The organism is Pseudomonas trivialis (assembly GCF_036864995.1).
GTDB classification, from domain to species: domain Bacteria; phylum Pseudomonadota; class Gammaproteobacteria; order Pseudomonadales; family Pseudomonadaceae; genus Aquipseudomonas; species Aquipseudomonas trivialis.
Genome location: NZ_CP142151.1, coordinates 3,371,318 through 3,386,006 on the forward strand (window position 1 = coordinate 3,371,318; position 14,689 = coordinate 3,386,006).

The 14,689-nt window shown below is 61.5% G+C and carries 15 protein-coding genes; 10 read left to right on the top strand and 5 right to left on the bottom strand.

Going from position 1 to position 14,689, the window contains the following annotated elements; all coding sequences use genetic code 11:
• The first annotated feature begins 11 nt into the window (after positions 1–11).
• From nuoI to VRB54_RS14615, 8 genes are all read left to right on the top strand, one after another.
• The gene (gene nuoI / locus VRB54_RS14580; protein WP_003174725.1) at positions 12–560 is read left to right on the top strand and encodes an NADH-quinone oxidoreductase subunit NuoI; all 549 of its coding nucleotides are present in this window, start codon (positions 12–14) and stop codon (positions 558–560) included.
• A 9-nt stretch (positions 561–569) separates the two neighbouring features.
• Positions 570–1,073, top strand: a complete 504-nt coding sequence (gene nuoJ, locus VRB54_RS14585; protein ID WP_016974946.1) for an NADH-quinone oxidoreductase subunit J — start codon at positions 570–572, stop codon at positions 1,071–1,073.
• A 2-nt stretch (positions 1,074–1,075) separates the two neighbouring features.
• Positions 1,076–1,384 carry an NADH-quinone oxidoreductase subunit NuoK gene (nuoK, locus tag VRB54_RS14590; RefSeq protein WP_003174727.1) on the top strand — a complete coding sequence of 103 codons (309 nt, stop codon included), beginning with the start codon at positions 1,076–1,078 and terminating at the stop codon, positions 1,382–1,384.
• On the top strand, positions 1,381–3,234 hold the full coding sequence (gene nuoL, locus VRB54_RS14595; protein WP_338477756.1) for an NADH-quinone oxidoreductase subunit L: 1,854 nt from the start codon (positions 1,381–1,383) through the stop codon (positions 3,232–3,234). The genes nuoK and nuoL overlap by 4 nt, the downstream gene beginning before the upstream one ends.
• A gap of 48 nt (positions 3,235–3,282) precedes the next feature.
• Positions 3,283–4,815 carry an NADH-quinone oxidoreductase subunit M gene (gene nuoM / locus VRB54_RS14600; protein ID WP_003232072.1) on the top strand — a complete coding sequence of 511 codons (1,533 nt, stop codon included), beginning with the start codon at positions 3,283–3,285 and terminating at the stop codon, positions 4,813–4,815.
• A gap of 7 nt (positions 4,816–4,822) precedes the next feature.
• Positions 4,823–6,286, top strand: coding sequence for an NADH-quinone oxidoreductase subunit NuoN (nuoN, locus tag VRB54_RS14605; protein WP_322213956.1), 1,464 nt, complete (start codon positions 4,823–4,825; stop codon positions 6,284–6,286).
• Positions 6,287–6,472: 186 nt separating this feature from the next.
• Positions 6,473–6,787: a transcriptional regulator gene (locus VRB54_RS14610; RefSeq protein ID WP_338477757.1), complete on the top strand. Its 315-nt coding sequence runs from the start codon at positions 6,473–6,475 to the stop codon at positions 6,785–6,787.
• Positions 6,788–6,896: 109 nt separating this feature from the next.
• Positions 6,897–7,133, top strand: coding sequence for a DUF6555 family protein (locus VRB54_RS14615; RefSeq protein WP_209982862.1), 237 nt, complete (start codon positions 6,897–6,899; stop codon positions 7,131–7,133).
• A gap of 31 nt (positions 7,134–7,164) precedes the next feature.
• On the opposite strand, the gene VRB54_RS14620 is transcribed toward VRB54_RS14615, so the two are convergent.
• The 4 genes from VRB54_RS14620 to VRB54_RS14635 form a co-directional block, all read right to left on the bottom strand.
• A complete protein-coding gene (locus VRB54_RS14620; RefSeq protein ID WP_338477758.1) occupies positions 7,165–7,359 on the bottom strand; it encodes a DUF6021 family protein in 195 nt (64 codons plus the stop codon).
• A 14-nt stretch (positions 7,360–7,373) separates the two neighbouring features.
• Positions 7,374–7,550: a hypothetical protein gene (locus VRB54_RS14625; protein WP_209982864.1), complete on the bottom strand. Its 177-nt coding sequence runs from the start codon at positions 7,548–7,550 to the stop codon at positions 7,374–7,376.
• 56 nt (positions 7,551–7,606) lie between these two features.
• On the bottom strand, positions 7,607–8,746 hold the full coding sequence (locus VRB54_RS14630) for an MFS transporter (RefSeq protein WP_338477759.1): 1,140 nt from the start codon (positions 8,744–8,746) through the stop codon (positions 7,607–7,609).
• A 246-nt stretch (positions 8,747–8,992) separates the two neighbouring features.
• Positions 8,993–10,357 carry an MFS transporter gene (locus VRB54_RS14635; RefSeq protein ID WP_338477760.1) on the bottom strand — a complete coding sequence of 455 codons (1,365 nt, stop codon included), beginning with the start codon at positions 10,355–10,357 and terminating at the stop codon, positions 8,993–8,995.
• A 299-nt stretch (positions 10,358–10,656) separates the two neighbouring features.
• Between VRB54_RS14635 and VRB54_RS14640 the strand changes: the two genes are divergently transcribed.
• On the top strand, positions 10,657–12,273 hold the full coding sequence (locus VRB54_RS14640) for an NADP-dependent glyceraldehyde-3-phosphate dehydrogenase (RefSeq protein ID WP_338477761.1): 1,617 nt from the start codon (positions 10,657–10,659) through the stop codon (positions 12,271–12,273).
• 102 nt (positions 12,274–12,375) lie between these two features.
• Positions 12,376–13,437, top strand: a complete 1,062-nt coding sequence (locus VRB54_RS14645) for an FUSC family protein (RefSeq protein ID WP_338477762.1) — start codon at positions 12,376–12,378, stop codon at positions 13,435–13,437.
• A gap of 168 nt (positions 13,438–13,605) precedes the next feature.
• On the opposite strand, the gene VRB54_RS14650 is transcribed toward VRB54_RS14645, so the two are convergent.
• Positions 13,606–14,358: a TetR/AcrR family transcriptional regulator gene (locus VRB54_RS14650; protein WP_338477763.1), complete on the bottom strand. Its 753-nt coding sequence runs from the start codon at positions 14,356–14,358 to the stop codon at positions 13,606–13,608.
• Positions 14,359–14,689 lie beyond the last annotated feature (331 nt).

Here is a 14,689-nt window from a genome sequence, read left to right on the forward strand (position 1 = left end):
GGATTTGACCCATGTTCAAATATATTGGCGACATCGTTAAGGGTACCGGTACCCAGTTGCGAAGCCTGGTGATGGTGTTCGGTCACGGCTTTCGCAAACGCGACACCCTGCAATACCCGGAAGAAGCGGTGTACCTGCCGCCGCGCTATCGCGGCCGCATCGTGCTCACCCGCGACCCCGATGGCGAAGAGCGTTGCGTAGCCTGCAACCTGTGCGCCGTGGCGTGCCCGGTGGGTTGCATCTCCCTGCAGAAAGCTGAAACCGAAGACGGTCGCTGGTACCCGGACTTCTTCCGCATCAACTTCTCGCGCTGCATTTTCTGCGGCCTCTGCGAGGAAGCTTGCCCGACCACCGCGATCCAGCTCACGCCGGATTTCGAGATGGCCGAGTTCAAACGTCAGGACCTGGTGTACGAGAAAGAAGATCTGCTGATCTCTGGTCCCGGTAAAAACCCTGATTACAACTTCTATCGTGTTGCAGGTATGGCCGTTGCCGGTAAGCCCAAGGGCGCCGCACAAAACGAAGCCGAGCCGATCAACGTGAAGAGCTTGCTGCCTTAAGGAAGAAAGATGGAATTCGCTTTCTATTTCGCATCGGGTATCGCAGTTGTGTCCACGCTTCGCGTGATCACCAACACCAACCCTGTGCACGCCCTGCTCTACCTGATCATTTCGCTGATCGCCGTGGCCATGACCTTCTTCGCCCTCGGCGCGCCGTTTGCCGGTGTGCTGGAAGTGATCGCCTACGCCGGCGCCATCATGGTGCTGTTCGTGTTTGTGGTGATGATGCTCAACCTGGGGCCGGCCTCGGTCGCCCAGGAGCGCGTCTGGCTCAAGCCCGGCATCTGGCTCGGTCCGGTCATCCTCGCAGCCCTGCTGCTGGGTGAACTGCTGTATGTGCTGTTCGCTCACCAGAGCGGCCAGGCCATCGGCCACACCACCGTAGACGCCAAGGCCGTGGGCATCAGCCTGTTCGGCCCGTACCTGCTGGTGGTCGAACTGGCTTCGATGCTGCTGCTCGCCGCAGCCATCACGGCCTTCCACTTGGGCCGCAACGAAGCCAAGGAGCAATGACGATGCCTGCTATCCCTTTGGAGCATGGTCTGGCGGTCGCCGGCATCCTGTTCTGCCTTGGCCTGGTCGGCCTGATGGTGCGCCGTAACATTCTGTTCGTGTTGATGAGCCTGGAAATCATGATGAACGCTGCGGCACTGGCGTTCATCGTGGCGGGCGCACGTTGGGGCCAGCCGGATGGACAAGTCATGTTCATCCTGGTGATCAGCCTGGCAGCCGCCGAGGCCAGTATCGGCCTGGCGATCCTGCTGCAGCTGTACCGTCGCTTCCACACGCTTGATATCGACGCTGCCAGTGAGATGCGCGGATGAACATGATCTTTCTGACTTTCGTATTTCCCCTGATCGGTTTCCTGCTGCTGTCGTTCTCTCGCGGGCGCTGGTCGGAAAACCTCTCGGCCCTGATCGGCGTGGGCTCCATTGGCCTGTCGGCCATTGTGGCCGCCTACGTCATCTGGCAATTCAACGTGGCACCGCCGGAAGGCGGCCACTACACCCTCGTGCTGTGGCAGTGGATGTCGGTGGAGGGCTTCAAGCCCAATTTCGCCCTCTACGTCGACGGCCTGTCGATCACCATGCTCGGCGTGGTGGTGGGTGTGGGCTTTCTGATCCACCTGTTCGCGTCCTGGTACATGCGCGGTGAAGTGGGCTACTCGCGCTTCTTTGCCTACACCAACCTGTTTATCGCCAGCATGCTGTTCCTGGTATTGGGCGATAACCTGTTGTTCCTGTACTTCGGCTGGGAAGGCGTGGGCCTATGCTCGTACCTGTTGATCGGTTTCTACTACAGCAACCGCAACAACGGTAACGCGGCCCTCAAGGCGTTTATCGTCACCCGTATCGGCGACGTGTTCATGGCCATCGGTCTGTTCATCCTGTTCCAACAGGTGGGCACGCTGAATATCCAGGAATTGCTGGTGCTGGCACCGCAGAAATTCCAGGTCGGCGACTTCTGGATCACCCTGGCGACCCTGATGCTGCTGGGCGGCGCCGTGGGTAAATCCGCGCAACTGCCGTTGCAAACCTGGCTGGCGGATGCGATGGCCGGTCCTACCCCGGTTTCCGCACTGATTCACGCGGCAACCATGGTAACCGCCGGTGTCTACCTGATCGCGCGGACCCACGGTCTGTTCACCCTGGCGCCGGATATCCTGCATCTTGTGGGCATCGTCGGTGGCGTGACCCTGGTACTGGCCGGCTTCGCCGCGCTGGTGCAGACCGACATCAAGCGCATCCTCGCCTACTCGACCATGAGCCAGATCGGCTACATGTTCCTGGCCCTGGGCGTTGGCGCCTGGGACGCGGCGATCTTCCACCTGATGACCCACGCCTTCTTCAAGGCCCTGCTGTTCCTTGCCTCCGGTGCGGTGATCGTGGCCTGCCACCACGAGCAGAACATCTTCAAGATGGGCGGCCTGTGGAAGAAACTGCCGCTGGCCTATGCCAGCTTCATCGTCGGTGGTGCCGCACTCGCAGCCCTGCCGCTGGTGACTGCCGGTTTCTACTCCAAGGACGAAATCCTCTGGGAAGCCTTTGCCAGCGGTAACCAGAACTTGCTCTACGCAGGCCTGGTCGGTGCGTTCATGACCTCGCTGTACACCTTCCGCCTGATCTTCATCACCTTCCACGGTGAAGCCAAGACCGAAGCGCACGCGGGCCACGGCATCTCCCACTGGCTGCCATTGTCGGTGCTGATCATCCTGTCGACCTTCATCGGCGCCATGATCACCCCGCCACTGGCCGGTGTACTGCCGGAAAGCGCCGGCCATGCCGGTGGCGCCGCCAAGCACAGCCTGGAAATCGCCTCGGGCGCCATCGCCCTGGCCGGTATCCTGCTGGCGGCCCTGCTGTTCCTCGGCAAGCGCCGCTTCGTCACGGGCGTTGCCAACAGTGGCATCGGGCGCTTTCTGTCGGCCTGGTGGTTCGCCGCCTGGGGCTTCGACTGGATCTACGACAAACTGTTCGTCAAACCTTACCTTGCGATCAGCCACGTGCTGCGCAAAGACCCGCTCGACCAGACCATCGGTTTGATCCCGCGCGCCGCCAAGGCCGGTCACACCGCCCTGAGCCGCAGCGAGACCGGCCAACTGCGCTGGTATGCAGCGTCCATGGCCATCGGTGCCGTGCTGGTAATCGGCGCCATCGTGGTAGTGGCGGTCTGACATGAACCTTTTGAACTTTGCGAACCTGCGAAAGGAAACGAGCCCGTCATGATTCTGCCCTGGCTAATCCTGATCCCCTTTATCGGCGGCCTGCTCTGCTGGATGGGTGAACGCTTCGGCGCCACCCTGCCCCGCTGGATTGCGTTGCTGACCATGTCCCTGGAACTCGCGCTCGGCCTCTGGCTGTGGGCACACGGTGACTACTCATTCGCGCCGGCACCGGGCGTCGATCCCACCTTCGCGCTTGAGTTCAAGCACGTGTGGATCCAACGCTTCGGCATCAACGTGCATCTGGCCCTCGATGGCCTGTCGCTGTTGATGATCCTGCTGACCGGCCTGCTGGGCATCCTCTCGGTACTCTGCTCCTGGAAAGAGATCCAGCGTCACGTGGGCTTCTTCCACCTGAACCTGATGTGGATCCTGGGCGGCGTGGTCGGCGTGTTCCTCGCCCTCGACCTGTTCATGTTCTTTTTCTTCTGGGAAATGATGCTGGTGCCGATGTACTTCCTCATCGCGCTCTGGGGTCACAGTTCGTCGGACGGCAAGAAAACCCGGATCTACGCGGCGACCAAGTTCTTCATCTTCACTCAGGCTTCCGGCCTGATCATGTTGGTGGCGATCCTCGGTCTGGTACTGGTCAACTTCAACAGCACGGGCGTGATTACCTTCAACTACGCCGACCTGTTGAAGACCAAGATGTCCCTGACCACCGAGTACATCCTCATGCTGGGCTTCTTCATCGCGTTTGCGGTGAAGCTGCCGGTGGTGCCGTTCCACTCCTGGCTGCCGGACGCCCACGCCCAGGCGCCGACCGCCGGTTCCGTCGACCTCGCCGGTATCCTGTTGAAGACGGCGGCCTACGGCCTGCTGCGTTTCGCCCTGCCGCTGTTCCCGAATGCCTCGGCCGAGTTTGCGCCGATCGCCATGACCCTGGGTCTGATCGGGATCTTCTACGGTGCGTTCCTGGCTTTTGCGCAAACCGACATCAAGCGTCTGATTGCTTTCTCGTCCGTTTCCCACATGGGCTTCGTACTGATCGGCATCTACTCCGGCAGCCAATTGGCGCTGCAGGGCGCAGTGATCCAGATGCTGGCCCACGGTGTCTCGGCCGCCGCGCTGTTTATCCTCAGTGGCCAGTTGTACGAGCGCCTGCACACCCGTGACATGCGTGAAATGGGTGGCGTGTGGTCGCGCATCGCCTACCTGCCGGCAATCAGCCTGTTCTTCGCCGCCGCGTCCCTGGGCTTGCCGGGCACCGGTAACTTTATCGGCGAGTTCCTGATCCTGATGGGTGCCTTTGTGCAAACGCCGTGGATCAGCGCGATTGCTACCTCCGGCCTGGTGTTCGGTTCGGTCTACTCGCTGATCATGATCCACCGCGCCTACTTCGGCCCGGCCAAGTCCGACACCGTCCTGCAAGGGATGGATGCGCGCGAACTGATCATGGTGCTTGGCCTTGCGGTGCTGCTGATCTACATCGGCGTGTACCCGCAACCGTTCCTGGACACTTCTGCCGCAACGATGCATGGCGTGCAGCAGTGGTTCGGCACCGCCTTCTCTCAACTCGCTTCGGCCCGGTAAGAGCGCTATGGAATTCACGATCCAACACTTTATCGCGCTTGCGCCGCTGCTGATCACCAGCCTCACCATCGTGGTGGTGATGCTGGCGATCGCCTGGCGCCGCAATCATTCGCAAACGTTCCTGCTGTCCTGCGCCGGGTTGAACCTGGCCCTGCTGTCGATCATCCCGGCGCTCAAGGTCGCGCCACTGGCGGTCACGCCATTGATGATGGTCGATGACTTCGCGCTGCTGTACATCGCGCTGATCCTGGTCGCGACCCTGGCCTGCGTCACCCTCGCCCATGCCTACCTCGGCGAAGGCGGCACCGGCTACCCGGGCAACAAGGAAGAGCTGTACCTGCTGATCCTGCTGGCTGCGGCCGGCGGTATCGTGCTGGTCAGCGCGCAGCACCTGGCCGGTTTGTTCATCGGCCTGGAACTGCTGTCGATCCCGACTTACGGTCTGGTGGCCTACGCCTTCTTCAACAAGCGCTCCCTGGAAGCCGGCATCAAGTACATGGTGCTGTCGGCCGCCGGTTCCGCGTTCCTGTTGTTCGGTATGGCCCTGCTCTACGCCGAAGCCGGCAGCCTGAGCTTCACCGGCATCGGTCACGCCCTGGCCGCCACCAGCATGCCTGCGCCGATTGCCCAACTGGGCCTGGCGATGATGCTGATCGGCCTGGCGTTCAAGCTCTCCCTGGTGCCGTTCCACCTGTGGACCCCGGACGTGTACGAAGGCGCCCCGGCGCCGGTGGCCGCGTTCCTGGCGACCGCGTCGAAGGTGGCGGTGTTTGCGGTGATGGTGCGGCTGTTCCAGATCTCGCCTGCGGCCAACACCGGCGTGCTGAGCAACGTACTGACCGTGATCGCCATTGCGTCGATCCTGTTCGGTAACCTGCTGGCACTGACCCAGAACAACCTCAAGCGTCTGCTGGGTTACTCGTCCATCGCCCACTTCGGTTACCTGCTGATCGCCCTGGTGGCGAGCAACGGCCTGGCCGTGGAAGCCATCGGCGTGTACCTGGTCACCTACGTGATCACCAGCCTTGGCGCATTCGGTGTGATCACCCTGATGTCGTCCCCGTACAAGGGCCGTGATGCCGACGCACTGTACGAATACCGTGGCCTGTTCTGGCGCCGTCCGTACCTGACCGCCGTCCTCACCGTGATGATGTTGTCCCTGGCCGGCATCCCGCTGACGGCGGGCTTTATCGGCAAGTTCTACATCGTGGCTACCGGTGTGCAAGCGCACCAATGGTGGCTGGTTGCTTCCCTGGTACTGGGCAGCGCCATCGGCGTGTTCTACTACCTGCGCGTGATGGTCACCCTGTACCTGATCGAGCCGAACCTGCGCCGCGTGGACGCCGAGCTGCACTGGGAACAGAAGGCAGGCGGCGTGATGCTGCTGGCCATCGCCCTGCTCGCGTTCTTCCTGGGCGTGTACCCGCAACCGCTGCTCACCCTGGTGCAGCATGCGGTGCTGGGCGTTTGATCGCTTAGTCAGATGTGGTAAACAGAACGGCGCCTTCGGGCGCCGTTTTGCGTTTCTGAGAGTCAACGGCAAACCCGCTCACCTCAGGTTTTTCTTACTTGATAAAAGGGCTTACCTGACATCCCACGCTACTGAGTACAACGTAAGGTTGCCGTCTCATACGCAATCTACGTAGACCTCCAACTGATGAAACGTGAAATTTTTTCCGAACTGGTCGAAGGCTTCGACGCCCTGGCCGAAGAGCGCCAGGGCAAAGTCACCCTGCGTACCCACAAGGTTCAACTCACCCACCTGGCACCGCTTACCGCCGAAGAAGTGGTTGCCGTGCGCCAGCAACTCAACCTTTCGCGCTCGGTATTCGCCCTGTACTTGCGCACCAATATCCGCACGCTGGAAAACTGGGAACAAGGACGCGCCAAACCCAATGCCCAGGCCGTGACGCTGATCCGTCTGGTGGCACGCTTTCCGGAAACCGTGGCGCAATTGGCCGCATTGACTTGATGGGCTGCGCGTTTCTCTCGCGAAGCGGCTGGGCATCATGCACGTTGTCATTTTGAATGAACCTTTTAGAACAGCTTCCTATCCATTTATAACAAGACAGGGAGGCAACATGAGTACCGCAAAAATCTACACCATCCACTATCAACTGCACGGTAAGCCGAAATCCTTTGTCGTACGCGCCGAAGTCATGAACAACGCCGAAGCCTGGCACTGGGCGGCCGTTGATGCCGACATTGCACACGTCAGTCGTATTGGCCGCGTAGGCCATGAACAGGTGAAGAAAACCACGCGCCCCTGGGCGGAGAAATACGGCATCACCGAAGTCAGTTGGAACCCACCCAAATAAACAAAGCCCCGCACAATGGCGGGGCTCTTTTTTACTTTTTCAAATCGCCCAACGGATCGTAGGGCGGCTTTTTTTCCGACTGCTTTTTCTCGTCCAGCGGGGCGATGGCCGGGCCGATAGGGTCGACCTGCGGGTCCGACACATCGGGAGAGTCCGGGTCGAAACCCAGCTCATCCTTGCCGCTTGAATGCTCGCTTGAACTCGGGCCTTTCGGGGGGTTGCTCATGGTGACCTCCTCTCTTACAACGGGCGGGCTTTATCGTGAAGAGTGTCGAGGTTTTCCTCGACCTGCTTCACATCGTCGTCCGGCCGGTCCTGTGGGTCGTTGGGGCGCAACGCATCGTTGTCGCGCTCCTCTTCGCCGGGGGTGCGATGGGTATCGGGCGTACCCGGCGGTGGCTGCTTGTATTCGGGCATGGTGGCGTACCTGTAAAGGGCTTCACAGGTTTAGAGAAACCGCCTTCGGCCATCGTTCAACTTGTTTGCCCGCGTGCCTGGGTGCGCCAGCAGCACAACGCACTGATCGCAATCGCCGCGCCCGCCAGACCAAATACCAGCGACGCCGCGGCCACCGGCAATACCAGCCCCGCCAGCAACGGCCCGAGCCCCGCGCCGATATCGCGCCATACCGCGTTGGACGCCAGCGCCGACACCCGCATCGAACCCGGGTTGCGCTCGGTCACCAGGGTGGTCACCAGCGGCAATTGCAAAGCACGCAGCACCAGCACTGCCGCCGCGCCAGCAATCACCCACTCACTGCCGAACGCCCCCAGCGCCAGGGCGCTCATGAATGAAAACAGCAGCAGCATCGAGGTGGCACCGAACCGCTGCGCCGCGTGACCGCCCAGCGGACTCAGGAGCAATTCCGACAGGTACCGCAAGCCCATCAGGCCACCGGCAATCAGCACCGCGTCACCGCCCACGATCTTCTGCGCCTGGATCGACAGCCCGAAGATAAACAGGCCGTCCAGCGCCACGCCCTCGATAAACGACCACAACGCTACGCTGTCGGGCCAGTTGAAGCGTCGCCCCGGCGTGCTGTGCAGATCGTGCCCGGTACTGGGCAGGCCGCGCGCCAGCCATAGCCCCATGAGGCAGCACAGGGTAAGGATCAGGAAAATCGGGCGCGGCCCGGCCCACAAGGTCAGCAGCCCGCCCAGCGGCAAGGCCAGCATCGGCCCCAGGGCGATCAACGCGCGTGAACGCCCGGCGCGACGCGCGGCACCCTGCGGTTCGGCAGTGGCCAATACCTGGGTCGACAGATTCAACGCGGCATAAGACAGGCCCCACACCAGCCGCAGGCCGAGCAAGGCAGCAAAGCCGGACAGCACCGAGTTGCCCAGCGCACACAGCGCAGCGGCGCTGGCGGCGAGCATGCAGGTAAGGCGATCGCCGTTACGTGCATAGAAACTGAGCACATGCCGATAGCCGAAGATCCTCACCAGGCGGTTGGCCGCCAGCAACACGCCGGCCTGGGCCAAAGTGATGCCGAAGGCTTCGGACTCCATCGGCAGCAGCAGATAAAGCAACACGTCACTGGGCAGGCAGAACCCGAGGGTCAGCGCGGCGCGGCGAGAGGTGGTATCGGCGATACGGTGGGCCTGACTGGTCATAAAGCTGAAACATTCAGAATCAAGTCGTCACACTAGCCTTCACCCGCGCTGTTTTACAAGGGTCAGATCCGCTGCCGGTCAGTGAGTTTGCGCCCTGTGGCGAGCGGGCTTGCCCCGCGTTGGGGTGCGAAGCGCCCCCAGTGAAGGAGCGCGCGATGTACCTGATACGTCTCAGCGCCTGGTTTTGGGGCTGCTGCGCAGCCCAACGCAGGACAAGCCTGCTCGCCACGGGGAATGGCATTAGAGTCAGATTCGCTGTTGATACGGCAACAAACGCAGCCCGCTGGCCACACTGCCCACCAGCGCGAACGCACACCCCAGCCACAGCGCGTAGTGCGGGCCACTGCTCACCGACAGGTGAAAACACAGGGCCACCAACGAGGCGCCCAGTGTCTGCCCCAGCAGCCGCGAAATCGCCACGATGCCGCTGGCTCCGCCACTGCGGGCCAAGGGGGCGCTGGTCATCAGGGCCTTGAGATTGGGCGACTGGAAAAACCCGAAACCGGCGCCGCACAACGCCATGCGCCAGCCGATATCAAACGCCGAGGCCTCATTGCCCAGGGTCGCCAGCGCGCCCATGCCGAGGCTGAGCATCAGCAGGCCGATGCCGCACAACAGGCCCAGTGACACCCGATCCGCCAAACGCCCGGCCACCAGCGCCATCACCGCCACCACCGCTGGCCATGGCGTCATCAGAAACCCGGTCTCCACCTGGCTATGGCCCAACGCTGCCTGTAGCAGAAACGGCAGTGACACAAACGCCAGACCCTGGGCGCTGAACGCGCAAATGGCGGTAAGGGAGGACAAGGCAAATACCGGGCGCTTGAACAGGTCCACCGCCAGCATCGGCGCCGGGTGCCCGGCCTCGCGGCGCAGCAGCAGGGCACCGCACACCGCTGCCAACGCCACCAGCCCGATGGTCAATGCGCCCTGCGCCCCATGCACGGCGGCGCCCAGGCCCAGCACCAGCAACGCGAACAAACCGGCACACAGCAACGCTGCCAGGCGATCAAAGGCGTGCCCGCTGATCGGCAGCGTGGGCAGCGAGCGCAACCCCAGGCCCAGGGCCAGGAGCCCCAACGGCACATTGATCAGGTACAACCAGTGCCAACTGGCCACCGAGAGAATCGCCGACGCTGCCGTCGGCCCCAGCGTAAACGCCAGCCCCACCACCAGCGAGTTATAGCCCAGGCCCCGCCCGAGCATCTTCGAGGGGTAGATATGGCGCAGCAACGCGGTATTGACGCTCATCAACGCCGCCGCCCCCAGCCCCTGGGCCACACGCGCGGCGGTGAGGGTCAACAGCGAACCGGTCAGCCCGCACAACAGCGACGAGACGATAAACAGCAGCAGCCCGCCCAGGTACACGCGGCGATGCCCCAGCACATCGCTCAAGGACGCAAACGGCAGCACCGTTGCGATGATCGCCAGCTGGTAAGCGTTGACCACCCAGATCACCGAGGCCGAATCGGTGCCGATGCCTTCGGCCAGGGTCGGCAACGCCGTGTTGACGATGGCCGTGTCCAGCGTCGCCATGCCGATGCCCAGAGACAGCGCAATAACGGCCGGCAGGCGTTTATTGAGGGCAAGCCCATCGGCAACTGAAGACATGAACGCTCCGCGCGGGTGACAAGGGGCCTGTAGATTACGGGCAGCGCGGATTTTTTTCAGGCAACAATCGGCTGGCTGTCAAAATATTCATCCTGGGGGCGAACAAGGTTCAGTTAAACGCAGACTCCCTGTGGGAGCGGTGAGTCAGCAAACATTGATGTTTACTGACCCACTGCCATCGGGAGCAAGCCCCCTCCCACATTTGTACAGCGTTCGGCAAAGCTGCGCAGCCCTTGCCATCGAGCCGGTGGATGGGTGACTCTCTCGTCATGTTTGGCCACTATTTCCGGGGTAGCGACATGACCACCAGCAACCTGCTCGCCCAGCTGTTTCCCACCGCCTCCACCGACATTCCCGAACAATTTCGCCTGGCTGCGCCGATTGAACAGCGTGATTACCTGGTCGATGGCCGCTTGCAGGTATGGAGCGGCCCGCTGGCCCGCGTGCAAAGCCCGGTGCAGTTGGGTGATGAACGCGTGCACATCGGCAGCACGCCGTTGCTGGACGCCGACACCGCCCTTACCGCCCTCGACGCCGCCGTGCGCGCCTACGACCGTGGCCAGGGCGAGTGGCCAACGATGCGCGTGGCTGATCGTATCCAGCATGTCGAAGCGTTCCTGCGACGTATGCGCGAACAGCGCGACGCGGTGGTCAAGCTGCTGATGTGGGAGATCGGCAAGAACCTCAAGGACTCGCAGAAAGAGTTCGACCGCACCTGCGACTACATCACCGACACCATCAATGCCCTCAAGGAACTCGACCGTCGCTCCAGCCGCTTCGAGCTGGAACAGGACACCCTCGGCCAGATCCGCCGCGTGCCGCTGGGCGTCGCATTGTGCATGGGCCCTTACAACTATCCGCTGAACGAGACCTTCACCACGCTGATCCCGGCGCTGATCATGGGCAATACCGTGGTGTTCAAGCCCGCCAAGCTCGGCGTGCTGCTGATTCGTCCGTTGCTGGAGGCGTTTCGCGACAGCTTCCCGGCCGGCGTGATCAACGTGATCTACGGCAGCGGCCGCGAAACCGTGAGCGCGCTGATGGCCAGCGGCAAGATCGATATCTTTGCGTTTATCGGCACCAACAAGGCCGCCAGCGATTTGAAAAAGCTGCACCCCAAGCCGCACCGTCTGCGCGCCGCCCTGGGCCTGGATGCGAAGAACCCCGGCATCGTGCTGCCCGAGGTCGACCTGGACAATGCCGTCAGCGAAGCAGTTACCGGCGCCCTGTCGTTCAACGGCCAACGCTGCACCGCGCTGAAAATCCTGTTTGTGCATGAAACGGTGGTGGACAGCTTTATTGAAAAATTCAACACCCGACTGGCTACGCTCAAGCCTGGCATGCCCTGGGAAGACGGCGTATCGCTGACGCCGCTGCCGGAGGTGGGCAAGGTGGACTATCTCAACGCGCTGGTGGCCGATGCCGCGCAGCACGGCGCCAAGGTAGTGAACCCGAACGGCGGCGAAAGTCGCGGCTCGTTCTTCTACCCGGCCGTGCTGTACCCGGTGAACCCGCAGATGCGCGTGTATCACGAAGAGCAGTTCGGTCCGGTGGTGCCGATCGTGCCCTACCGTGACCTGGACAAGGTCATCGACTACGTGCTCGATTCCGACTTCGGCCAGCAATTGAGCCTGTTCGGCACCAACGCCGTGGAAGTCGGGCGGTTGGTAGACGTTTTCGCCAACCAGGTGGGCCGTATCAACATCAATGCCCAGTGCCAGCGCGGGCCGGACACTTTCCCGTTCAACGGGCGCAAGAACTCGGCCGAAGGCACGCTGTCTGTGCATGACGCCCTGCGCGTGTTCTCGATTCGCACCCTGGTGGCAACCAAGTTCCAGGAAAGCAACAAAGCGTTGGTCAGCGATATTCTGCGTAACCGGGATTCGAGTTTTCTGACCACCGATTACATCTTCTGACGAGTGTGGGAGCTGGTTTGCCTGCGGTGAGGCTATCTCAGGCAAGCCAGCGCCCACAGTGGATCGCATTTTGCCCTGATTATTGAGGTCACTTTACTACCGATGAATTTGCCCCTGTTTGCCCGGCGCCTTTTGCGCCCGTTGCTGGACCCCTACCGCCGCTATCGCCATGCCAAGCTGATCCACGCCGTGCGCGTGTCCATCGGCTTGCTGGCGACGATCCTGCTCACTACCGGGCTCAACCTGCCCCACGGCGAATGGGCGTCGGTGACCATGCTCATCGTCATCGGCGGCTTGCAGCACCACGGCAACATCGGCAAAAAGGCGGTGGAACGCGCCTACGGCACCTTGATCGGTGCCAGTGTCGGCTTGCTGCTGGTGGTGCAACAGGCCTACTTCGGCCTGCCGTTGTTGACCTACCTGCTGATGTCGGTGGTGTGCGGGTTCTTTTCCTATCACGCCATCGGCAAGGGCGGCTACATCGCGCTGCTGTCGGCAATCACGGTGTTTATCGTGGCCGGTCACGGCGACAATCCGATCTCGGACGGTTTGTGGCGCACCGTGGACATCCTGATCGGCATCGTGCTGGCGCTGGCGTTTTCGTTCGCCCTGCCGCTGTATGCGGTGTACTCCTGGCGCTACAACCTGGCCAGTGCGTTGCGCGATTGTGCGGCAATCTACAGCCGGATTATCGGCGGCCAGTCGGTGACCGACGATGAACACCTCAAGCTGCTCAACCGCCTGAACGCGGCGATGGTGCAACTGCGCTCGCTGATGCCGTCGGTGTCCAAGGAGGTGCGCATTTCCCTGACCGAACTGGACGCCATCCAACGGCATCTGCGCATGTGCATCAGCACCCTGGAGATTCTTGGCAATACCCGGCCAGACCCGCGTGATGAGCAGGCAATGGCGCGCATGCAGATGATGTTGAAGTCCGAGCACCGACAGATTCGCGTGCAACTGGTGGGAATGGCGCGGGCATTGAAGTCCGGTTTCAGCGAACGGCTGGATCGGCCTGTCGCGCACGCAATCGCGGAAAACGGACTGCAAGCGCCGGTACACAGTGCGCTGGATGGCTATCGGCTATTAACCTTGCAACTCGCGGGCAATGTGGATGAGATGCGCCAGCGGCTGGCAAGGACTTCGAGCCATTGGAGGATTTGAGGAATACCGCCTACCGCTAAAAGGATGAATCACGTATGAAACGCTTTTTCTTACATATTTTTCACGATTTATTCACACCCTGGGCCGTACTGTGAAGCCTCATCCGTTACAAATGCTGCACATTAAGAACCCGCCGCCCCAGCGGGTTTTTTTGCCTGCAATTTGAGCTCAGCGCGTCGCCCTCGTCACAGGCGCTGCAGCTTCTTCACGAATGGCGCGCTGGGTGTCCAACACTCTGGCAAGCGCAGTTTGTGCTTCGGGGCTTTGCTGCGGCACACGGATCGCGGCCGATACCAGGGTGATCAGCTTGGCCATCACCTCAGCATCGGTGGCCGGACGCCCCAGACTCATGGAGTTCATCAGCAGGCGCAACTCGGTACCAGCCATCACCCCGGAAATCGCCTTGAGCGCAAACTGCAGGCGCACGCCCAGTTCGTTACGCGGCAGGTCCGGCAGCGCCAGGGCAAAGGCTTCGAAGAAACGCTGGAACACTGGCTGGTAATGCACCTTGAGGTATTCCTGGATAAACGGCGACGTGTCGCTGTACACGCGACCGAGGAAGCGGATGAACGAGCGCCCTTCCCCGCTGCCCGGGTCGCTGCGCTCCAGGCCCATGGCCGGGGCAAACAGCACGCCGAGCAAGGTATCGCAGTCGAGCGGCCCGTCGGACTCGGCCTCACAGCGCGCGAGCAATTCCAGGCGCTGCTCGTTGAGCGGCTCCAGGCGCTGCATCAGCAGGGTCTTCATCAGGGAATCCTTGTCCCCGAAGTGATAGTTCACGGCGGCCAGGTTCACCTGGGCACGCTCGGTTATCTGCCGTAACAAGACCGCGTCGTACCCGTACTTGATGAAAAGTGCCTCTGTCGCATCCAGCAATCGAGTCTTGGTAATGTTTGGCGTGCTGATTTTCTTAGCGACCATAAAGGTTCCATGGCGGAAATATTGTTTTAAAAAATAATTTGATTTTTTATACCGGGGCTGTCCTTTGAAAGCAAGTACTGACAGGCTGCCATACGATCAAAAGCCACGGTCCACGGGCCTCCAAACGGTAGTTGAGGGCGCGCTCGGCGGTGGCGCCCGGTTGTCGGATAAATCTTTGCCAAGCGTAAAACCGCTCTACCCCAATGGCTGGCGAAGCGCTTGGAACGCGGTTACTATTCAAACAATATTTTAAAAACAAGAAACAAATCAGTCCGCGACACGCCTCACGCAGCCCTCGAAGTTATTTCAAAGTTTTTCCGAGAGGTGACGG